Annotated in this window: 17 protein-coding genes; 6 read left to right on the top strand and 11 right to left on the bottom strand. The window is 43.6% G+C overall.

The features are described 5' to 3' along the window. Nucleotide 1: 1 nt before the first annotated feature. The 5 genes from OCU87_RS23045 to OCU87_RS23025 form a co-directional block, all read right to left on the bottom strand. On the bottom strand, nucleotides 2-1,924 hold the full coding sequence (locus tag OCU87_RS23045; RefSeq protein ID WP_261858624.1) for an EAL domain-containing protein: 1,923 nt from the start codon (nucleotides 1,922-1,924) through the stop codon (nucleotides 2-4). Between the two features lie 5 nt (nucleotides 1,925-1,929). Then, the gene (locus tag OCU87_RS23040; RefSeq protein ID WP_261858623.1) at nucleotides 1,930-2,616 is read right to left on the bottom strand and encodes a transglutaminase-like cysteine peptidase; all 687 of its coding nucleotides are present in this window, start codon (nucleotides 2,614-2,616) and stop codon (nucleotides 1,930-1,932) included. A gap of 69 nt (nucleotides 2,617-2,685) precedes the next feature. Beyond that, nucleotides 2,686-3,276, bottom strand: a complete 591-nt coding sequence (locus OCU87_RS23035) for an OmpA family protein (protein ID WP_261858622.1) — start codon at nucleotides 3,274-3,276, stop codon at nucleotides 2,686-2,688. A 17-nt stretch (nucleotides 3,277-3,293) separates the two neighbouring features. Then, nucleotides 3,294-4,607: a TolC family outer membrane protein gene (locus tag OCU87_RS23030; RefSeq protein WP_390961019.1), complete on the bottom strand. Its 1,314-nt coding sequence runs from the start codon at nucleotides 4,605-4,607 to the stop codon at nucleotides 3,294-3,296. A 2-nt stretch (nucleotides 4,608-4,609) separates the two neighbouring features. Continuing rightward, nucleotides 4,610-6,028 (bottom strand): HlyD family type I secretion periplasmic adaptor subunit, encoded by a 1,419-nt coding sequence (locus OCU87_RS23025; RefSeq protein ID WP_261858621.1) that lies wholly within the window; start codon nucleotides 6,026-6,028, stop codon nucleotides 4,610-4,612. 335 nt (nucleotides 6,029-6,363) lie between these two features. Here OCU87_RS23025 and astB point away from each other — a divergent pair, with 335 nt between their 5' ends. After that, nucleotides 6,364-7,701, top strand: a complete 1,338-nt coding sequence (astB, locus tag OCU87_RS23020) for an N-succinylarginine dihydrolase (protein WP_261858620.1) — start codon at nucleotides 6,364-6,366, stop codon at nucleotides 7,699-7,701. Between the two features lie 284 nt (nucleotides 7,702-7,985). After that, nucleotides 7,986-9,704: a phospho-sugar mutase gene (locus OCU87_RS23015; RefSeq protein ID WP_261858619.1), complete on the top strand. Its 1,719-nt coding sequence runs from the start codon at nucleotides 7,986-7,988 to the stop codon at nucleotides 9,702-9,704. Between the two features lie 70 nt (nucleotides 9,705-9,774). On the opposite strand, the gene OCU87_RS23010 is transcribed toward OCU87_RS23015, so the two are convergent. Next, entirely contained in the window at nucleotides 9,775-10,926 is a 1,152-nt protein-coding gene (locus OCU87_RS23010) for an amidohydrolase (RefSeq protein ID WP_062692488.1), read from the bottom strand. A 149-nt stretch (nucleotides 10,927-11,075) separates the two neighbouring features. On the opposite strand from OCU87_RS23010, the gene OCU87_RS23005 reads away from it, so the two are divergent. From OCU87_RS23005 to OCU87_RS22990, 4 genes are all read left to right on the top strand, one after another. Beyond that, entirely contained in the window at nucleotides 11,076-11,354 is a 279-nt protein-coding gene (locus OCU87_RS23005) for a PepSY domain-containing protein (protein ID WP_083541049.1), read from the top strand. A gap of 653 nt (nucleotides 11,355-12,007) precedes the next feature. Continuing rightward, nucleotides 12,008-13,225 carry a glucose-1-phosphate adenylyltransferase gene (glgC, locus tag OCU87_RS23000; RefSeq protein WP_062692489.1) on the top strand — a complete coding sequence of 406 codons (1,218 nt, stop codon included), beginning with the start codon at nucleotides 12,008-12,010 and terminating at the stop codon, nucleotides 13,223-13,225. Then, nucleotides 13,215-14,744, top strand: a complete 1,530-nt coding sequence (glgA, locus tag OCU87_RS22995) for a glycogen synthase GlgA (protein WP_261858618.1) — start codon at nucleotides 13,215-13,217, stop codon at nucleotides 14,742-14,744. The genes glgC and glgA overlap by 11 nt, the downstream gene beginning before the upstream one ends. A gap of 250 nt (nucleotides 14,745-14,994) precedes the next feature. Further along, a complete protein-coding gene (locus tag OCU87_RS22990; RefSeq protein WP_261858617.1) occupies nucleotides 14,995-16,878 on the top strand; it encodes a methyl-accepting chemotaxis protein in 1,884 nt (627 codons plus the stop codon). Between the two features lie 133 nt (nucleotides 16,879-17,011). Here the strand turns inward: OCU87_RS22990 and OCU87_RS22985 are convergent, their stop codons facing one another. The 5 genes from OCU87_RS22985 to OCU87_RS22965 form a co-directional block, all read right to left on the bottom strand. Continuing rightward, nucleotides 17,012-18,937 (bottom strand): glycogen debranching protein, encoded by a 1,926-nt coding sequence (locus OCU87_RS22985; RefSeq protein WP_261858616.1) that lies wholly within the window; start codon nucleotides 18,935-18,937, stop codon nucleotides 17,012-17,014. Nucleotides 18,938-19,053: 116 nt separating this feature from the next. Further along, nucleotides 19,054-19,869 carry a MalM family protein gene (locus tag OCU87_RS22980; RefSeq protein WP_261858615.1) on the bottom strand — a complete coding sequence of 272 codons (816 nt, stop codon included), beginning with the start codon at nucleotides 19,867-19,869 and terminating at the stop codon, nucleotides 19,054-19,056. Between the two features lie 126 nt (nucleotides 19,870-19,995). After that, entirely contained in the window at nucleotides 19,996-21,318 is a 1,323-nt protein-coding gene (locus tag OCU87_RS22975) for a maltoporin (RefSeq protein ID WP_083541050.1), read from the bottom strand. A gap of 694 nt (nucleotides 21,319-22,012) precedes the next feature. Further along, nucleotides 22,013-22,354 carry a hypothetical protein gene (locus tag OCU87_RS22970; protein ID WP_261858614.1) on the bottom strand — a complete coding sequence of 114 codons (342 nt, stop codon included), beginning with the start codon at nucleotides 22,352-22,354 and terminating at the stop codon, nucleotides 22,013-22,015. A 168-nt stretch (nucleotides 22,355-22,522) separates the two neighbouring features. Then, nucleotides 22,523-22,702 carry a hypothetical protein gene (locus OCU87_RS22965; protein ID WP_261858613.1) on the bottom strand — a complete coding sequence of 60 codons (180 nt, stop codon included), beginning with the start codon at nucleotides 22,700-22,702 and terminating at the stop codon, nucleotides 22,523-22,525. Nucleotides 22,703-22,752 lie beyond the last annotated feature (50 nt).

Here is a 22,752-nt window from a genome sequence, read left to right as displayed (position 1 = left end):
GCTAATCCTCTTGCTCAGGCTGTTGGGTGACATAGCCTTGGAAGCCATTGATCATTAACGCAGATAGCTTTTCTCGTTGGTCTTGGGTTTCAATGCGTGATGCAATAGCGATGATCCCTAATGCTTGTGCATTACGGGTGATAGAAGATAAAACATCGGCTTTTAAGGCATCATCGATGTGCTGTGTATAGGCAAAGTCGAGTTTGACATAAGCGGGTTTAAAACGATTAAGGTAGCTGACCGAGCTAAAGTTATGGCCGTAGTTATCAATACCGAACTGAAAGCCGTTACGATGAATGATGTCACACAAAAGTTCGATGTTATCGAGTTGATTTAAAAAGCTGATCTCAGGTAATTCAAATAGTAGGCGGCCGCGATACTGAGGGTTGGTTTTTAATAGTGTCCCTAGCCAGCGCATGAAGCCCGCATCACTGATACTGCTCTGAGTAATATTGACGGCGATTGGGTCAAGATCTGGATTATCGACCAGCATGGCGGTGATCTTGGCGATCACGTAACGATCAAATTCAGGCCCTGCGTTGAGCTGCTCGATCGCGCCAAGGAATTGACCTGCACTATAACTTTTTTGTCCGTCGTAAATGGTACTGAACGCTTCTTGGTGAAGCACCTTATTGTTTTCATCTGTTGCGGGTTGAAAGGTCAGTGAGAGTTGATCGTGGCTGATCGCATTATCGACAAGGCGCTTCCATTGTTGCTTACCCAGCCGCAGTGTTTGATCCATGCTGTCGATGAGGAATAAGTGTTCAGTCGCTTGTTGGCGTGCTTGGTTAACTGCATTATCAGCTTGCGCCAGTAGACTACCACTGGTATCGCTATCACTGGCAATAACCAGCCCAACAGCAGCATGTAAGGGTGCAATATTCAGTGGATCGCTTTGTAGGGCGGCTGACTTTTGCAATACAGCGCGACCAAGCAGCGTTAATTCACCACTGCTGCAATGAGGGACAAGCAACATAAATTCAGCATGGTTGAGTCGAGCTATTGTGATTTCATCGTTGGCTAAATCTTGTAGGCTGTGAGCCAGTTTCACGGTTAGTTTATCACCTGCTTCATAGCCTTCTTTTTCATAGCTATCGGCAATGAAATCAGCTCGTAATAAAATGACCCCACCAAAGGTTTTGTGCGTAATTATCGTATCTAATTTGGTGATTAAATAGTGGCGATTGGCTAGGCCAGACACGGGATCTTGATATGCCCGCACCCTGAGCTTATCGGCTTCTTGCGCTTGATGATCTATGTGCGATTTAAGTTGTAGGCTCATGTGGTTAAATGCTGTAACCACATCTTTTAATTCGCGGATCTCGGGTACCAGCAAGGGCTGCTTAAATTCATTATTAGACATGGCTTTGGCACTGTTCTGAATCGCTGTTAGTGGTGTGAGCACGCGGCGAAGAAATACAGAAACCATGACGACTCCCAATAAGCTGGTGGCGATAAACCCAAGAAAGAGTTGCACACTGGCTTGCCACAGTTTGAGATAAGCAAAAGTTGGGTTGGTCGTCACTGTGAGTTTGGCGACTTGCATCCAGCCGCTAGTCAGAACGCGGCTTTCGCTGAGAGGCTCTAAATTAATGAGGTAGGTAAAGAGTTGTGGTACGCCTTGGATTTGACTGGGATATTGACGCTCGATGGTGTGATCACTATCAATGAGTGACAGTGTCACTGTTTGATAAAAGCCACCGTCAAATGTCGCATTGATAAGTGACTCTGTCGCGACCATGTCTTTTTTATCAAGGTAGGGGGTGAGTGCCATACCGACAGAGTTAATGGTGTTGTCGAGTTCATTTTCTTGTTGCAGCTGTAAAAAGTCTTTGGTGGTTTGGAACTGCACCACGAATACGCCAAAGATCAGGACGATTAGCAGTAACAGCATTCCACTAAGCAGTTGTCGGTATAAAGTCATGGTCGTTACTCATCCAAGTTGATAGCTGGGCGGCGCAATTCTTGTTCGGTATTGCGGAGACGCACATCGTTCCATGCACTGAGCTTAGCGGCATCGCCAGCTAGTTGACCTTGCCCTTTTTGTTTCATGAGCCACAGCTGGCTACCGTTAAAGCTGTATATCGGCAGCAAATCTACGCGCTCTGTTGCCGGTTTAATCTCACCATCAAGGTTGTCTAACAAGAGCGGTACCGCTGCGGGGTGCGGGTAGTAAGCGACAACCATGTGAAACTGATTCAGCGTCAGGGCTTTCACGTACACTAATCGTAACTTTTCGTCATCGATACCCAGTGACAGCAACGAAAAATACTTAGCGATACTGAAGTCTTCACAATCACCACCACCAGCACCAATAAACTCATTCGGGGTGGCCCAGTAGTCTGTCTCACCCCATAGTTTATCGTCATCAATAAACTGTAACTGGTTAAAAAATCGGTTGATGCCTTCTAGCCGAGTAGACTCAGAAATCGATGTTTTATCCGTCCGAGTTTCATTGTGCGTGTTCGTTAATTGGTGCAAAAGCTGTCGCCACGCTGTCGCACGTTTTCCTGCTCTCTCACCGTAAAACTGGCGGATTAAATCAATATTTTGTCGATTAATGGCTGTTAACGGCTCGCGTCTTTCATCACTGGCGACCAAGTGCTGCGTTAACAACGCGCATACTATTAACGAATAGCATAAAACATTGAAAAAACTAGCCATTGTGAGCGCTGTTGATGAAATCTAATTTTGGCGAAGAGTAAAGATAGTCCATTCTTCAACAACCTTATTGAAAGCGGTTTTGACTTGCGCAGTGACTCTGCGGCTCAATGTATTGGTGACTTCTTGGCTTTCAGCACTAACGGGCTCTGTATCACCGAATCCGACTGTCATGATGCGGTTTTGCGTAATACCAGCACCAAGCAGAGATTGCTTAACAGCTTGAGCGCGACGCTGTGATAACCCGACATTGTAGTCGCTGCTGCCTACTGGGCTCGCATAGCCTTTTAGCTCGATATAGGTGGACGGGTGCATTTTAAGAAATTGGCTCATTTCGCTGATTTGGCTTTGGTACTCTGTTGTGATTTGGGTGGAGTCATTAGCAAATAAGATATGAATTCGTCCTTCCTCTGGATTCGCGACGTAGGTAGGGCAACCATCATTATCGACAATCGCAGTGTGCGGTGTGTTAGCACATTTGTCGCGAGCATTGATGACGCCATCGTCGTCGTCGTCACGTAAATCTTTTGATTGTTCCGCCAGCGGCATGTCATTGGGCACTGAGGTTGCACACGCTGCGAGCAGTAGTAGGAACGGAAAAAGTAGATATCTCATCGTAATACCTCCTTGTATTACTTAACAGAAGTGAGCCACTGTTCAGGTACATCAACGCGTAATTCAGACAATAATAACCCCGTGGCATTGAGTAAGCGGTATTTAGAATAAATGCCATTGTAATGAGCATCCAGATAGGCTTTACGCGCTTCGAACAGCTCATTTTCGGTGTTTAGCACATCAAGTAGGGTGCGTTTACTGATCTTAAATTGTTTTTCATAAGCAATGACGGTACGGGCAGATGCATCGACATGGCGCTGTAAAAATTCGGTCTGATCATTGGCGAGAGCCATAGCACTCCATGCGAGACGGGTTCCTTCTTCGAGTTGACGTAATGCTCTATCGCGCACGTCTTTAGACTGGTTTACTTGATACGCAGCACGGCGGCTTTTGGCCTGATCGCTCCCACCGTTGTACAAGTTATAGCGCATTCTGAGCATGGCCTTAAATTCATCATTACTGCCTGGTACGCCATCCAATTCTTCGCCCCATTGCTGTGACGCTTCGACATAGAAGGTTGGGTAGAAAGTCCCAGTTGCTTGATCATATTGGGAATGCGCGGCATCAATGTCATTGAGCGCGACTTTGACGATTGGATTGTTTTCCTTGGCTTTAGCCATTGCATCGTCAAGTGATGTTGCAATGAAATTGATGTCGACTTCTGGCTTTTCAAGTGCGGTAGGGTACTGACCAACAATACGGACAAATTCGGTAATTTGGTCATTTAAGTTACTTTGCGCCGAAATTAAATTGGTGTTTGAGCGTGCTAAACGCCCTTCAACTTGTGCTAAATCAGCGGTTGAACCTATGCCTGAATCGGCGCGCTTTTTAATGTCGCTATAAATGCGCTGGTGGACATCGAAATTGGCCTGTGAAAGCGACAAGACTTCTTGAGCTTGTAGGACATCTAAGTAGGCTAGTGTGGTGCGCAGTGCATTATCTTGCGCGTCAGCAAGCAGTTGATAGCGTTGCGCTTCAGTTTCAGATTTATTCCGTGTGATATCGTTGTAGGTAATGGCACCATCCCATAATAATTGCTGGACGCTTAATCGTACTTCACGGGGTTGAAAGTCCCCTTTGCTGCCTCTTTCGTTATTGTAGTTTTCGTACCCAGCGCCTGCGTCAAGGTTAACATCTGGCAAGTAATCACCTTGCGAAGCACGTATTTGCTCGTTGCGGATCATAAACTCATGATAAGCATGGCGTATATCTGGGTTACTGGCGAGTGTTTGGGCAATAGCTTGTTCTAACGATTGCCCTAATACACTTGGGGAGTTAATTAGGCTGTACCCCATGCAAGCCAAAGTGACGATAAAAGCATTTCTCTTCATATTCACTCTCTTAGCGCATTTCGTTGAGCGGATATCACGGGCTTTAACAAATAATCGAGTACCGTGCGCTTCCCTGTGATGATGTCGGCAGATGCCGTCATTCCTGGGATGATAGGCAAGATTTCACCACTGCCGCTGAGTAAATAATTTTGAGCGGTGCGGATCCTGATTTGGTAAAAGCTATTGCCTTCATCGTCTTTAATGGTATCGGCACTGATAGTTTCTAGTGTGCCTTCTAATCCACCAAAGACAGTAAAATCATAGGCGCTGAATTTGATCATTGCGCGAAGTTTTGGTCTCAGGAAGGCAATATCTTTTGGCGCGATTTGCGCTTCAATCAGCAAGTTATCGTCGGTGGGGACTATGGTGATGACATCCATGCCGGGTTGAATGACACCACCAACCGTGTTGGTATGTAGTGTTTGTATGATGCCTGCCACAGGTGAGGTAATGGTCGTTCGGTTTACTCGATCTTGAAGCCCTATCTGTGAGGCCGATAAACTGGCAAGTTGATCGCTTATTTCGTTGAGCTCACGCTGCAAATCAGAACGAAAATTTTGCGCGATGTCGATACGTTTTAATATTGCCTCTTGAATTGCAGCTTTGATGATAGGCAGCTGTAATTCGGCAGATTTAAGCTCTCGGCGGATATCGTTAAGCTGGCGTCGCAGTTTAAGTAGTTCTATTTCTGGCACCACCCCTTCATCGGCAAGCGGTTTGGTGATTGCTAATTCTTTGCTGGCAATGCCATAGCTGTTACGTAAGCTGCCTACGCGTGATTGGGTCTCTATTCGTTCGCGTGCTTTTTGGTTGATCTGTTGTTCAACTACGGCAAGTTGGCCTTCGAGTTGCGACAATTGGTCGGCAAACTCATTTTTCTGGCGCTGAACTAAGCGAACTTGATTCTGGGTTAGTTCATTAGGAAACGTCAAAGTTTGCTGCTTGATCACTATGCTTTTTTGCCAATTTTTTTTCGCTTGTGACTTATCAATGTGAATACTGGCGAGCAAGGTATTAAGGCGAACACTATCGGCTTGTGTCCCTACCAGAGATTGACTCTGTTCGTTGAAATCAGACTGAAATTGAGTGTCATCAATTATTAGTAGTTCTTGCCCTTTCACGACAGCATCGCCTTCGGTAACGAGCAAGGATTTGACTATGCCTCCCTCAAGGTTTTGAACTACTTGTAGTTGTGAAGAGGCAATAACTTTGCCGCTACCTACAGTGACCTGATCAAGCTGCGCTTGTGAAGCCCATACGAAAGCAATAACGAAAAACAATACAATCACCCACAGCATACGACGTGCACTTTTGGGGGTGTTTAATAACAAGGCTGCGCTTTGATCATCAATATAATCAAGTTGCTCAGTTGTTAACGAATTGTCTGCCTTTTTCGAAGGGCTTTTCTGTTTATTTGTCATTTTTTTTAGAAAAATATCCGCTCAATTTTTATTCGACAGTTATATAAGTATTAAACTACGTATGCCTTTTTTGACAATTTACCGTGCTTGATTAGTACACTAATTGATAAAGAATAAGTGAGCTATCGCTCTCTATAACAGTGAGTTGCAACAGATGGCGGTACTATTTCCTTGTTGATTTCTTGGTTTTGTTCTGAAAGTGTCGGTGAATCTTTATGTGTCAAAGCAGAATGAGTATCTTCTTTTTAGGTGTTTTGTGTGTGTTTGCTCGGCACTTGCTTAAAATGTAAATACTTTGTTATGTTTAATGGGTGATTTATCAACATGGAATGTTTATGAAAGCGTATGAAGCAAATTTTGATGGGTTAGTGGGCCCAACGCATAACTACAGTGGTTTATCTTTTGGCAATGTCGCTTCAGCTAAAAACCAAGCTGCGCCTTCAAAACCTAAACAAGCAGCCAAACAAGGGCTTGCCAAAATGAAGGCCTTGGCTGATATGGGATTAGTGCAAGGCGTATTAGCACCACAAGAACGGCCTGATGTTTTCACCTTACGCCGACTTGGTTTTAGTGGCTCAGACAGTGATGTTATTGCCCAAGCTGCGAAGCAAGCGCCTAAAGTGTTGGCTGCGTGTTGTTCTGCGTCCAGTATGTGGACGGCAAATGCTTCTACTGTTTCCCCTTCGGCCGATACTGCTGATGGTCGCGTACATTTCACACCTGCAAACCTTACCAATAAATTCCATCGTTCAATAGAACATGAAACAACAGGGCGAATATTACAGGCGACCTTTGCTGATGAGCGTTACTTTGCCCACCATGCCGCGTTACCCAGTGTTGAGCATTATGGTGATGAAGGTGCCGCAAACCATACCCGTTTTTGTCAGCAATATGGTGACAAGGGCGTCGAATTTTTTGTCTATGGCCGTCATGCGTTTGATAGTCGTCATCCTGCGCCAACTACATTTCCTGCAAGGCATACCTATGAAGCTTGTGAAGCCATTGCTCGGTTACACCAGTTAGATGGAACTCATACGGTTATGGCACAACAAAACCCAGCGGTTATTGATCAAGGCGTATTCCATAACGATGTAATTGCGGTGGGTAATCGAAATTTATTATTTTGCCATCAACAAGCTTTTTTAGATCAACAAGGGGTTTATGATGAACTAACGGCTAAAGTGGGCGAATCTTTTAAAGTGATTGAAGTGCCGACAAGTGCGGTATCAATTAATGATGCGGTAAATAGTTATTTATTTAACTCTCAGTTATTGAGCATGCCAAATGGTGAAACTGTATTGGTCTTGCCAGATGAATGCCGTCAAAATAAAAACGTATGGGCCTATGTAGAGTCGATGTTAGCTCAGCAGCAAGGTATAGATAGGGTTGAAGTCTTCGATCTTAAACAGAGTATGGCTAATGGCGGTGGGCCTGCATGTTTACGTTTAAGAGTTGTATTAAATGATGATGAATTAAAAGCAGTGAATGCATCTACCTTGATGAATGAGGAATTATTTGAACGCTTAAATACTTGGGTTGATTTTCATTATCGTGATGAACTACAAGAATCAGACTTAGCCGATCCGCAATTATTGATTGAGTCACGCACCGCGCTGGATGAGTTGACTCAAATTCTTCAATTAGGCTCGGTCTATCCATTCCAAAGAGACTAAACTGCTCCGCTAAACTAGCCTGCATCCCAGAGTGATAGTGGTTTAATGGTCGTGTGTGAGATAAGAGGTGGTTTCGCCTCTTTCTCTCATAATGCCGACAGGGTCACACTCTATTATTCAGGGTTATCACTTTCTTATATCTATACTTCATTCAATAAATCACCTTAATGAACATAGGACGAAATCGATACCGTCCTCAAAATTGATTCTACTTCAATAAACTTAATGAGAATAAATATCATTTGCTGTAGTTTCAGTTAAAACAAAGCCGCAGGAATCTAATCATGAATACAATCATCTCTCAGTGGATTACTCGAGATCCAGACCCTAAAACTCAGCAAGAACTTAAAGGTTTGATCGACGCAGGTAATGAGGCTGAACTGCAAGCTCGTTTTTCGGGACGCCTTGAATTTGGAACCGCAGGGTTACGTGGTGTAGTTGGTGCCGGTCCGAATCGTATGAACCGCCTCGTGATTCAAGAAACAGCAACGGGCTTAGGGCAGTACTTGCTGTTGCAAATTGAAGAGGCCGATCATCGTGGTGTCGTTATTGGTTATGACGGCCGATTAGATTCGAAACAATTTGCTCAAGATGCTGCTGCGGCGCTAACAGCCATGGGCATTAAGGTATACCTAACAAGTAAAGTGGCTGCGACACCGCTAGTGGCTTTTGGTGTAAAACAGCTGGGAACAGCGGCAGGTATAGTGGTAACGGCAAGCCATAATCCCCCTGAGTACAATGGCTTTAAAGTGTACTGGGAGAATGGTGCACAAATTATCGCCCCACATGATTCAGGCATTGCCGCTGAAATTGATAAAGCCGCAGCCCAACCTTTGCACTTGATGGATCTTGAGCAAGCAGAGCACCAAGGCTTGCTTGTGTGGTTAGAAGATGATTTTTATCAAGCGTATTTAGATGCACAGTTAGTGAACCCGCTGTTGCAGAATCACCACCAACCAGAAGCCGTTTCGATTGCGTACACCGCCATGCATGGTGTGGGGGCTGATATGGCAGAAACTATGCTTAAACGCGTTGGTTTTGAACATGTTTATAGTGTGGCTGCCCAGCGCGAACCTGATGGTACTTTCCCTACTGTTAATTTTCCCAACCCTGAAGAAGCAGGGGCTATGGATTTAGTCATTGCAGAAGCCAAAAAGCATAATGCGACCTTAGCGTGCGCCAACGACCCAGATGCAGACCGCTTTGCGGTTGCTGTTCGTGACTTGCATGGCGAGTATAAAATGCTAACAGGGGATCAGGTTGGTATTTTATTTGGACATTATTTGCTGAATGTGGCGAGTGGCAGTTGTGAGAATCTAGTGGGGACAACGATAGTGTCTTCGAGTTTGCTTGAAAAAATTGCCCACGCACATCAGGCGAATTTCTTTCAAACTCTGACTGGGTTTAAATGGCTGACGAACGTTGCGATGCAAAAGCAGACTGAAACGAGCCAATTCTTGTTCGCTTATGAGGAAGCTTTGGGTTACACCGTGGGTAGCAAAGTGTGGGACAAAGATGGTTTAACCGCTTTGGTTGCTTTTGCCCAAATGACAGCCGAACTTACAGCAAAAGGTCAGTCGATTTGGTCTCAGCTTGAAGCTATTTACCGTCAGCACGGCTTTTATTTGAATGCACAGCGCAGTATCGCTTTGATACCCGATTCTCCTGCCATTGGGAGTGTTTTACGTGCATCGCCACCATCGCGTATTGCTGGCGTCGATATTGTACAAACAGATGACTTGCAAATTGCCCAACGCACCTTCTCTGGCTCTCTTGCTGCGAAGCCTACAGAGTCGATAGATTTACCAGCCAGTGATGTGTTGATTTATCATCTTGAGAATGGCGCACGGGTGGTGGTACGTCCATCTGGTACCGAACCTAAAGTGAAGTGCTATTACGAAGTTGTCGAGCAGATGCTTGAAGATGAGAGCTACGAAGATGCAAAACAGCGTGCGGAAGTACAAATGGCAGCACTAATTAGTGAGCATCAGTCATCGCTGTAAAGAGAAAACACTCGCTCTACGTTGAGTGATTAAAGCGCGCCTTATCTAAAGCGCGCTTTTTTATGAACACTTACTTACCTGAATGGGTATGACGTTCTTCTAGTAGCTTGATGAATAAGCGAGATGCAATACCGATAAGTTCATCGGGGAAATCAAAATCAGGGTTATGTAATTCAGGGTGTGTTTCACCGCTGCCAAGGCAAAATAGTGTTCCTTGCCAGTGGCTTAAAAATTCGCCAACGTCTTCAGACCATCGCATAGGTTTCGATGGGATTTCAATTGGGTATCCCAATTCTCTTGCTGCTGAAATCAGTTGCTGGGTACAAGCTGGATGGTTATGAGTTGCAGAGAAAGGTTCAACCCATTCAATGGTTGAGGTTAATCCCTGTTCAATTGCTTGTGTATCAACAAAAGCCTGTAACTGTTTTTGCATGCTGGCAAGTGCATGGTCACTATCGCTGCGTATTGTTGCCATTACATCCGCTCTGCCTGGAGAGGTACCAAATCCTGGATTACCAATTTTGACGTGCACTAAAGTGACTAAGCAGAATGCATTCTCAATGCTGTCTGGAAGATCTTCTAAATAGGCCATAATTCGGCTGACTGCGGTGGCTGGGCTACGACCATTTTCAGGTTTAGCTGCGTGCGATGTTTTACCTTTTAGCGAAATACTCACACCGGTGGATGCGCATGCAAATGCCCCTTCTTTGACGACCACAGTGCCAAGCGGATAGCCCGGCAAATTATGATAGGCGTAGACGGCGTCAGGATTAAACTGTTGCAGCCTTGGATCCGCCAGCATCATTTTTGCGCCAAGCCCAATCTCTTCAGCAGGCTGAAACAGTAAAATAATACGGCCATTAACGGGAGGGTGCAGGCTGAGATGCTCAGCGACACTTAATAAACTTGCAGTATGGCCATCATGGCCACATGCATGCATACAGCCTCCATGTCGAGATGTATGGTCATGCTCTGCTTGTTCACTGATTGGCAAGGCATCAAAATCAGCTCGTAATAATGTTTCCTTTCCTGGATTCCCACTATTGATGTCAACGACAATGCCGAAGCCACCTATATTGGTATGAGGGGATAGCCCAAACTTTAAAAGCTGATCAATAATGACCGATGCGGTCTTTTGTTCTTGTAATGAAAGCTCGGGATAACGGTGTAAATGGTGGCGAAAGCGAATAGGGTCAAATACGCCAGTTAGATGAGTAGACATAACAACTTCATGGTTAATCAATAGGAGACTACTGTAACGAGCACAATGAAATGAATGTGTGATCCGATTCACGAGGTGGCAGATACATCGCTATTCGAGAGAGGTTTAGCTTTGTTATGATGCTTGCGACCACATTTGGAGATATAAAGATGAAGTTGTTTATAGCAGCCAGCTTATTGACTTTAACATTAGCAATAGCCCCTGTTACTTGTATTGCAGATCCTATCCATACAGCTCCTAGTAATGCACTGACCGTGCAAAAAGCATTACGTATATTGCAAGACCAAGGCTATTACGATTTTAGGAAGATCAAGCTCGAGCAAGATGACAGAGAGATTGAGGTGGAAGCACGTAATAAAATAGGTAATAAAGTTGAGATTGAACTAGATCTTTATACGGGACAAATCATGACGATTGATCACGACTAGCGACAAAAATTGGCATATGTTTTTTCATGCTTTTAACGAGTAACAACACTAACGCGATGCGCTAAAATGTTGTTACTTTGTATGCCTATAGCTGATTTTTCATTGCAAATTAACTCCACTACAATATCCCTTTTCTGAATTACTCTTCAGTTGTTGTTTGTTTTATGTTGTAAATTAACAATCTAGTACCATTTTCGGTGGCTGCTATTTGTAACTGATTTGAACAATAGCGAATGACTCATTATTCATACTACATCCCAAGTTTTAAGTCGGCTGGTTTCTTTTATGCGTAATAAATATGTCATGTTTTCATCATCACTCTTCACATAATTACGGTTATGATGCCTTCTCTGTATCTGTGCGGTTAAGTAATGTTGTAATTATTATTACAGAAAAATTAAATTACTTCCTCTTTATTTGTTAGATTAATTATCTATTTTTTATTTAATTTTTAGCTTTAACTGCTGGTATTTCAGTGTATCATAAGGTGTTATGGCGGGTTTTTTCGTTTGCTTTTGGTTTTTTGTACTGGCAGTTAATGTCGCACTTTTGGGAAATATTCACCAGTATTCACTGCAAGGATATTCTCAACCACCTACAGAGTGTGATATATATGACAGCGATTGCTTAAATTAATAACACGGAGGTACACCATGGCTGGCGTTTTAGGAATGATTTTGGCAGGCGGAGAAGGATCTCGTCTTCGTCCGTTAACGGATTCACGTACAAAACCTGCAGTGCCATTTGGTGGCAGTTACCGACTGGTTGATTTTGCGTTAAACAATTTTGTTAATGCAGACTTAATGAAAATCTACGTTCTTACTCAGTTCAAATCTCAGTCTCTTTACGTTCATATGAAAAAAGGCTGGAACATCACAGGTATCACAGATCGTTTCATCGATCCTATTCCTGCTCAGATGCGTATGGGTAAACGCTGGTATGACGGTACGGCTGACGCCATTTATCAAAATATTCGATTTATCGAACTCGCAGAGCCAGAGCAAGTGTGTATTTTTGGTAGTGACCACATCTATAAAATGGATGTAAAGCAAATGCTTGACTACCACAAGGAAAAAGAAGCACAACTTACTGTTTCAGCTATCCGTATGCCACTGCATGAAGCAAGCGCATTCGGTGTAATTGAAGTGGATGCAGAAGGGCGCATGGTGGGTTTTGAAGAAAAACCAGCTAATCCAAAATCGATCCCTGGTGATCCAGAGCACGCACTTGTGTCTATGGGTAACTACGTCTTTGAAACAGGCGTATTGTGCAAAGAGCTTGAAGAAGATGCTGAGAATGAAAATTCAAGCCATGACTTCGGCAAAGACATCATTCCAAAACTGGTTCCTCAAGGTAAGGTGTTTGTTTACGACTTCAACACCAATGTTATCCCTGGCGAACAAAATAACGGTTACTGGCGTGATGTAGGTACGATTGAATCGTACTGGCAGGCACACATGGATTTATTGTCGGAAGATGCCCCATTCTCGCTTTATAACCGTCAATGGCAACTGCATACTTTCTACCCACCGCTACCACCAGCAACTGTGCTTGATAGCGAAGAATGTAAAGTTGATATTAATAACTGTATGATTTCAGCAGGCAGCTATATCCGCGGTGCGCGCATTCATAAGTCAGTACTTGGCTTCCGTACCAATGTGGACTGCTGTAGCACAATTTCAGAATCTATCCTTTTGGGTGATGTAAAAATTGGTGCCAACTGTTCAATCCGCCGCACAATTATTGATAAAAATGTCATGATTGCACCAGGGACTGTGATAGGTGAAAACCTAGAGGAAGATCGTAAGAAATATCACGTTTCAGACGAAGGAATCGTCGTTATCCCTAAAGGAGCAAAAATTGGTTACTAAGAAAAAAGTGGTAACGAATAAGCCGTTAAAAATCTTATTTGTATCTTCTGAGGTTGAAGGCTTAGTGAAAACAGGAGGGCTTGCCGATGTGGCGAAGTCTCTACCTGCGGCACTGAAAGCGATGGGGCACGATGTGCGCATTGCGATGCCTTATTATCGTGTTCTTGCACAGCGCGAACAGCTTGAACCTTGTCTAAGTACTGAGTTGAAGGTTGCTTCGCAGCCTACAGCAGTACCTTATCAGGTCATGCCGTTACGTAGCGGTGATGTATCTGTATATGCGATTGATGCACCACAGTATTTTGATCGTGCAGAGCTCTATGCTGAAAATAATGAAGCCTACGTTGATAATGGTGAACGCTTTTCATTTTTCAGTGCAGCTTCGCTCGATTTATGTGAAAAAGTGGGCTTCCAGCCTGATTTTATCCACTGTAATGATTGGCACACAGGTTTAGTTCCATTTTTATTACGCACTCGTTATGCAGGCAGCCATTTCTTTGCTGAGACAAAGAGTGTATTAACTGTCCATAACGCCGTATTTAAAGGTGTATATAACTACGATCAATTTAGTTTGATCCCAGAGCTTATTCAGCACCGTTATATGCATTTAGAAATGGATGCTGCACACATTAGCATGTTAAAAGCGGGTGTTGCTTATGCGAATAAAATCAATGCTGTAAGTCCAAACTATGCGTCTGAATTACTCACTCCATTGGGTGCGCATGGGATGGATTTTGACTTTAATCAACGTGCCAGTGACCTATTCGGTATTGTGAACGGTTGTGATTACGATGATTGGAACCCTGAAACGGATCCATTCATTAAGCAACATTTCAAAGCGAATAAGATCAGCATGACGCGCGGTAAAAAAGCGTGTAAGCGTGATTTGCAACAGCAAGTCCATTTACCAGTTAAAGATGTGCCCTTGTACGGTATGGTATGTCGCTTGACTGAGCAGAAAGGTATTCATTACTTACTGCCAATCTTACAACAATTCCTTGTACACGATGTGCAGGTCGCGATTGTTGGCACTGGTGACCCACGCCTTGCTGAACAACTGCATGACTTGGTAAAAGCAAACTCTGAAAAACTCGCATTTGTTGAAACTTACAGCAACCCACTCGCACACTGTGTGGAAGCGGGATCTGACTTCTTCTTAATGCCGTCAGAGTTTGAACCCTGTGGTTTGAACCAGATGTATAGTTTAGCGTATGGCACATTGCCGATTGTACGTAGTGTTGGCGGCTTGAAAGATACGGTGATTGATTACGATCAGACGCCACAAGTGGCAACAGGCTTTATGTTTGACGCACCAACAGCGGAAGGACTGCTAATTACATTGCAACGCAGCTTGCTATTGTATTGCCAGCAACCCCAAGAATTTAAACGTATGCAGCAAAATGCAATGGCGTGTAAGTTCTCTTGGCAAGAATCTGCAGAGCGATACGTTGAAATGTATATGAGCGATGTACTTGATAGTAACCAAGCTGCAATCAGTTCTGAGTCTATTTCGCCGTAAATCTAGTTTTTCATTGTATATACCAAAGCCTCCAGTAATGGGGGCTTTTTTGCGCCTGCATACCTCCAATACATAAGTGGTGCGTATAAATGTCGCATGTGGTATTGGATATTTCACTTATTCCTTTGGCGATTTATTTTTTGTACTTAAAATGTAATAATTGTATTTATTTCAACCTGTGAAAAAAATACAGGTTTTGATTGTTTATTTAAAGTATTCACACACAATTATAACGTTAAGGTTAAACATAATGAATTTAACACTTAGGCAAAAACTGGCAATGTCGGCAAGTATTGCCATTATTTTAGGCGGATTAGTAGTAACAGCCTTATCTTTTGTTTCTTCTTTGGGGCGATTAGATCAAGATTTAAGTACGCGCTTAAAAGGGGTTGCGTCGGCATATAACCATTATGTAATTGATTGGTTAGATGCAAAGGGAACGGCGTTATCAGCAATGCCAACAGCTATTTCACCAAATTCGACACAACAGCATCTAGAGCAAGTTCGTGATTCTGGCAAGTTTGACAATGTCTTCCTTGCGTATAGCGATGGTTCGCAAGACAACGCAAATAAGGTGGCTTTACCACCAGGAAATGATGATCCTCGCCAGTGGGGTTGGTTTCAAAATGCGATCAAGCTAAACGGTAAAGTTACTGTCGAAAACCCAACAGTTGCAGCAGCGACAGGTGCGAGTGTTGTATCTATGGGCAAGGCGATCAATATCTTTGGACAGCAGGCTGTATTGGGGGCCGATGTTGAGATGGTTGATATTATTAAGCAGCTCGATGAGGTTATCTTACCGGGTAAAGGTTATATGTTTATTGCCAACGATAAAGGCAATATTTTTGCGCATGCTGATACCTCTTTACTTAATAAGCCAGTGAATGCTAAAGACCATGATTTAACCTTTGATTTATTACAGCGTCTTGCCCGTACTGGTAAGGTTTCTCAGCAAGACATTACTGGCAATGAGAGTTATGTTTTTGTGGCGCCGATTCAAGGTACTAACCTTAATACCGTGATAGTGATTGATTACGATTCGGTTGTTTCGCCACTTTATACTTCCTTGTATGAGCAGCTATTTACCACACTATTAGCTGTTATTGTCTGTGTGTTCTTATTTAATATGCTATGCGCTTATTTGTTCAAGCCACTACAGCAAGTCTCGGATGCTCTTGCGCTAATAGCACAAGGCGGCGGAGATTTAACACAGCGAATTGATATTGATACTAAAGATGAAGTGGGTGACCTTGCCCGCAACTTTAACCGCTTTGTGGCTAGCCTTCAGACCTTGATTAGCCATATTCGTGCGCAAGGTGTAGAGCTAAATCAAACATCTGCAGAAGCCGAAAGACGTGCTGAACAATCGGCGCTTGAATTAAACCGTCAGCAAGATGAAATCACTCTTGTTGCGACAGCTGTCACCGAAATGGCCTCTGCGACCCAAGAGATCGCTTCTCATGCAGAGCAAACTGCGCGGGCGGCACAAGATTCAACTTCCCATACCAGCAGTGGTCATGCACTTGTGACACAAAGCCGTGCATCTATTAATAACCTTGCAACGGAAGTGAATGAAGCGACTCAAGTGATTGGTGAGTTAAACAGCCATGCACAAGGCATCAATAGTATTCTATCGACGATTCAAGGTATTGCAGAGCAAACGAACCTGCTGGCATTGAATGCGGCGATAGAGGCGGCGCGTGCGGGTGAACAGGGTCGTGGCTTTGCAGTTGTTGCAGATGAAGTACGTGTACTTTCTCAGCGTACGCATACTTCGACTGAAGAAATTCAAAGCATGATTGCCACACTGCAAACAACAACGTCGAAAGCGGTCGGTTTGATGGAAACCAGTACGCAGCTTGCGCAATGTTCGGTAGATGATGCCGATCAGGCGACGGCAGCACTGGATCAGATCAGTAGTTCTGTGGCATTGATTAGTGATATGGCGACTCAGATTGCGACCGCTGCTGAAGAGCAAACGCACGTAACCGATGAGATTACGCAAAATACTACGACGATCAAAGATGTGACTGATCAGCTCGCGGTGGATGCACAATCATCTCGTGGACAAGCACAAAGATTAAGCAGCCAAGCATCAGATTTGAATGATAAAGTCGCGGCTTTTGTTGTCTGATTAGAATTGCAGAACTAAGTTGTATTGCTATTTTGTACACAGGGTTTAGCACCAAACTATAAAGTTGATAAGTAAACGCCCGTTCTGGTAATCAGAGCGGGCGTTTTGTTTGGTATTTATAATGTAGGAATACTTATCTTCGGTGCAGAATTGTCATTGAATGTGCAGACTGCATGTAAGTGGTACACACTGTTGGCTGACTTGGATTTAGATCTGATGTATCACAAATAATCTCCCACGGGCTGCCTTTTGGTAGACGAAAGCGCGTTGGGATTTTGTCTGGATTGATCAGATACAGTAATTCAGAACCGCAGTGATATAACCCCAAATGTAAAATGATTGGCGAATGCTGATGCCAGTCATCTACGTTTAAGCGTTGGCTATTGGGCTTCATCCAGTTAATGCGGTGCTCACCCCGGCTCTCCCCAGAAAATCCTTCAATAAAAGGCACCATGTATTTACTGCGGGCAGTAATAATTTGCTGTAGCCACTGATAGAAACGGGCTTGCTCATTGTCTAATTGCCAGTTTGCCCAGCTAATGTCTGAGTCTTGGCAGTAGGCATTGTTATTGCCTTTTTGGGTATGTGATAGGCTATCAACAGCCAGTAGGTGCGGGATACCAAAGCTAAATAATAAGCTAGTGATCAGGTTACGCTTCTGTCTTTCTCGTAGTGTAACAATGGTTGCTGTATCGGTAGGTCCTTCGACACCGTGGTTAAAGGAGCGATTATCACCATGACCATCTCGGTTATTTTCTTTGTTCGCTTCGTTGTGTTTGTTGTTATAAGACACCAGGTCTTGCAAAGTAAAACCATCGTGGTAACTAATGTAATTAACACTGAGTTTATCGGGCCATTTTGAGGCGCTAAACAAGTCACGAGATCCCATTAAGCGGGTGGCAAAATCACCCAAGCTTGATTTGTGGTTCCAAAAGCTCCGCGTTATGTCGCGGAATTTATCATTGCACTCATTCCAGCGCATTGGGAAGCCACCCAGTTGATAACCATTTGGGCCAATATCCCACGGTTCAGCAATGAGTTTGGTGGACTGCAAGGCGGGATCTTGGTGGATACTTTGGAAAAAGGCAGCTCTGCGATCGAACAGAGGCCCTCGGCGACCTAAAGTTGCCGCTAAATCAAAACGAAAGCCATCAATTTGATATTCTTCAACCCAATGACGCAAAGAGTCCATCACGGTTCTTAGCGCGGGTGGGTAGTTAAGATCAACGGTATTGCCGCAGCCTGAGTAATTCTCAAATTGGCCTTGGCCATTCATTAGGTAGGTTTTTGGCGCCAGTTGCTTAAAGTTAAAGATTAACCCGCCATCACCACTTTCGGCTGTGTGGTTATAAACAACGTCTAAAATCACTTCTATACCATGCTGATGCAGGGTACGTACCATGGTTTTTAGTTCAGTAACCGGGTCACAAACTGCAAATTTTTTGTCCGGAGCAAACCAGCTGAGTGGGTTATAGCCCCAAAAATTCGTGAGTTTTTTATCGTGAAGATGTTCTTCATCTAAGCTGGTTGCGATAGGCATCAGCTGAAGAGTTGTGATACCTAACGATTTAAAATGTTCAATACATGCAGGGTGACAAAGGCCAAGGTATTTACCCTGAAGTTCCGTAGGAATATCGGGGTGGAGCTGGGTAAAGCCTTTGACATGCAGTTCGTAGACAAGCGTATTAGCCTGCTCGATATGTGGTTTTTCTGTGCTTTGCCAATCAAATGCATGTTGCACAGTAATCGCGACGGGTACTGTTTCTGACAGTGGATTTAGACCCAGCTTATAAGCATAAGGGTCGATCAGCCACTGTGTTTTTTTCGATGATACAACACTATAAGCGTAGCGAGTACCTGCTTGAATACCGCTGACATGGGCTGAATAGATATGGCTATGATTTTTATGTAGCGCAATAGAGTGATGATCATTTTTGTCATCAAAAATAACAAGAGTGAGCCCTTTTGCATGTGGGGCGTGAATTGCAAAATTACACCCTGTCGCTGTGATAGTTGCACCAAGTGGGGCTGCGGTGCCTTTGGTTACTTGCCAGTCCATGGGATCCTCAATACGCAATAAAGGCTGCCAAGGCAGCCTTTGTCTATTCAAACCAATAATCAGCAGAAAACTGCAAAATATTTATAATGGTAATTGAATAAATGTCCTGATTGTCATTATTTCTTAGCTTCAACGGCGTTGATGAAGGTTGGTCGTGCATCGGCAATCCCCAGTTTTTCTGCTTCATCAAGTAGTTTCATAGCTTTATTAAGATCACCATTATTTACAGCATTCTCAATGGAATTCAAGTAGTAAGATGATCTTTCTTCAGGGCTTGGTGCATAGTCAGTGCGTTCAGCTTGATATTGCTTGTCATCTGCGACTGTCATCACTGTCAATTCGAGTCGACCCATATCGGTGTGAGTTGCGATTGGATCTGCAATTGCGGGCGGCTGGGTATTACGGGCAATGGCGGAGGCTTTGGCTGGGTGCAATAAGGTTGTTGTTTCTGTCAGTGCATCGCGTGTAGTTGAAATCAAAACACGTATTTCTTTGGTGTCTTTTGGCGGCATGAAAGTGATTGCGCCAGATAGGTGATCATCCATTAACATGGCTGCAGGTACATAATTGAAGTTTTCTGCAGGAATGGTCGCGATCAGTGCATTTTTTTCGTTATAAACAGACACGACAGGGGCATAAACTGTTTTTTTAGCGAAGCTATCCAGTTTAATGGTTAAGGCCCCTTGGTCAGCTGGTAAAGTAAAGGCGGCGATGTTTCCCGCACTGATGTTATCAACCAATTTTTGGCTATTAGCATCAATAGTGAATTTACTGCTGCTTGGGGCACTAAGAGGGAGCCATTGTAGGTTCGCTAATGATGTATTGACGGTGTTCACAGCATTGGTTGGCGCTTGGGTAGTGACGGTTTCAGTGTTTGTGACACAACCACCGAGTAACGCGGCAACGATGAGCATGGAGAGTGTTTTTTTCATTATGTCTTCCACCTTTTTATGAGCTGTATTTGGTTTAATCTACTAAGAAAATAGCGATAGGCTAAACCAAATACAGCCAGTCATTGAGACTGGCTGATACATTAACTTATTGGGTGAGCGCAGTGCTTACCACCAAGCTTCAGCTTGGATACCAACATTGTATTCAGATTTGCTGTCGCCGAATGCATTGTCGTTTTCGTGATCTGTGATGTAGCTTGCAAATACACGGATTTCAGGACGTGCCCAGAAGCTAGAGCCCGCAGACCATGCCTGTGCAACAGTGAACTTGCTCAGTGCTTTATCACCAGTTTCAGTGTTTGGTAGGTAATCGCTAGTGATTGCATTACCATCGCGTAGATCACCGTTTTTCTCAGCGGTGTAACCCGCTTCTACGATGGTACGCATAGTGTCGTTCCACTTGTACATAGGGCGAACAACAATGCTGTACACGCTGTGGTCATCTTGGTTTTCTTTGAAGCTAGTGTTTGCGTACATTAGCTGGTGGCCGATTTCAATTTTCTCTGATGGTGCAGCAACACCCCAGTTGATCAAGCGGTAACCTTGGTCAGCGTTAGTAACGGCTTTCACACCCATACCTGCGCCGTAAGTCGTCATTTGTTCTGCACTACCGTTAGTACCGTATTGAAGAACAGTTTTGTTGAAGCCACCAAATAGGTCACCTTGAGTTAACTCAGCCGTGAACATGTAGCTGCTTTTAGACTTAAGGTCTGAATCGCTTTGAGATTTGGTTTCGTTAGGAATGAATGCATTCACACCCAGTTCTAGTGAACCATTTTCCCAAAGACCTAGGCCTGCGTAACGAACATCTATGATGTTGTTGTTAACAGAAGCAGTTTCTTGAGCTGGTGTTTTAACTTCTTTAACAGTGCCATCAGGGTTTACTTTAAGCTCTGTTTTTTCACCGATAGTCTTAACATCTACGTCATCACGGATCCAAGCAAGAGATAGTTTACCTGGGCCTGCAGTTAGGTTTTCAACACCACCACCAGCACCAGATGTGTTCCAGTAGTAGAAATCTGTGATGTGGATGTCGTGACGTTGGTAGTAACGCTTACCAGCCCAGATAACGGCATCAGCGTCAGACTCAATTAGGCCTTTCGCTTGTGCGTTAAATTGAACGATTTGTGGGTTTTGACCACTCCATAGCTTGTCTGAAGTTGAACCGCCTGCAAGCATTGAATCTAGGTAGAATGACTTACCGTCTTGGTTGTAAACTTCTTTACCTAAACCGATTTCACCGTAAGCGTCATTTTCGTTACCTAAACGACCGATACCGTTTTTCGCTTCAGAGATCATGCCGCCATTGTCGCCGCTGATACCTGCACCAGCACGCATGTAACCATGGAAATCAACGCCATCAGATGCCATTGCAGATGCTGATACTAAAGCTGCAGAGACAGCAGCTGCTGTTAGGCAGATTTTGCTCATCTTCATTTGTAACTCCTTAAGTGAAACATTATGTTCTTGTTGTTTTTCCGTTATAACAATTAGGCTGATGAAACCGCCCTTTTTATAGTTCTTTGCAAAGCCATTGCTTATGACAATAAAGCTTTGCAAAGAATTGGCGGGAATCAGGGTTTTCCTCCCGCCGACCGTTTGGTCAAATCTCAAATGTGCATGTGAGAAAAAGAGTGAACTCAGCAATAAAACTCTTATCCGTATTTGGATGAACTCATTGTGCTCTTGCTGTTAATTAACAGCATCCTCCTCCTTGATATTAATTTTAGGAGGAGTAGGGAGGAGGAGTGCGTAGGTCACACTTTGTTATTTCATAAAGGAAAATTGAGCTAAATGGCGAATTTTATGTGTTGAAGATCACTTTAATAAAAAAGGTGTGATCGTCGTCATGTAATTAATTTGAACTTAATCACGTAATAAGTAATGCCCTAGGGGGATGAGTGAGGCTTATTAAACGTTTTGCTTTTTATTATGAATAAAAATTGTGACAAGACAGTGTTTGTTAATGAATAACGTGAAATTATAACTGTGATCAATTCACAATCTATTTTCTATTTAGTGTTGATAATAAGATTTTGGTCACGGTTTTATACTCATAACTGAATGCAGGCTGCTGAATATTAAAAAGGCATTTGGGTATGAAAACAAATGCCTTTAATTGAATTTAATTTCTGATGTGTTGATGATTCAAATAACCAGGCTCATAAATACCATTTTTATAATTCCCAATTTTAGAGAGTTGATCGCCAGTCGATGCTGTGCGATGTGTGCGTGTATCTATCGGGTAGTTCACATAGTTGGGTTCTATGGCACCTGTTCTCGCTTGGTGGTTAATGGATAGCGGTTTGCTTGCGGTATCCGTCGATCTTTCACGGGCGTGGTTGTAGTTGGTGTAGCCGGGCTGGTAGATACCATTAGCATTAAAATGACCTATATTCTGTAAGTCTGCTTCGGCTATAAAACTGCAAGCTAATGTCAGCACTGCAAGTGCGGTTTTGATAAACATACTGAATCCTCGGATGAAGTGACTCAGAAAAACAGACCGCTTTTACTTCGCTTTCTTTCACTATTCAAAATCACAAACGCCTTTGGCACTGCGTATAAAAGCCCTTGTCACTTCGTATAAAAGGGCCGAAGGCGTTTAGTGTTTTACATGTAGTTGAAATGGACGCTGTTATTCATCTAAAAATGTACGCCCTTCAATGGAGTATGGCTCATTACTCTCGTAGAGATTTGCTTTACCACGAAAGTGAGTTAGCTTTTGCTCAAGTAATGCAGCTTCGTGGTAGTTACCCTCTTCATATGCCATCGCAATACGAAGTTCGATATCTTCGAGTCTCTCTCTATTGTGCATTAGAAATCCTCCCATGATTTTCATCTACATAAATAAATGGATTTTCATGA

The organism is Photobacterium sanguinicancri (assembly GCF_024346675.1).
GTDB classification, from domain to species: domain Bacteria; phylum Pseudomonadota; class Gammaproteobacteria; order Enterobacterales; family Vibrionaceae; genus Photobacterium; species Photobacterium sanguinicancri.
This window is presented reverse-complemented; position numbering and strand designations above follow the sequence as displayed.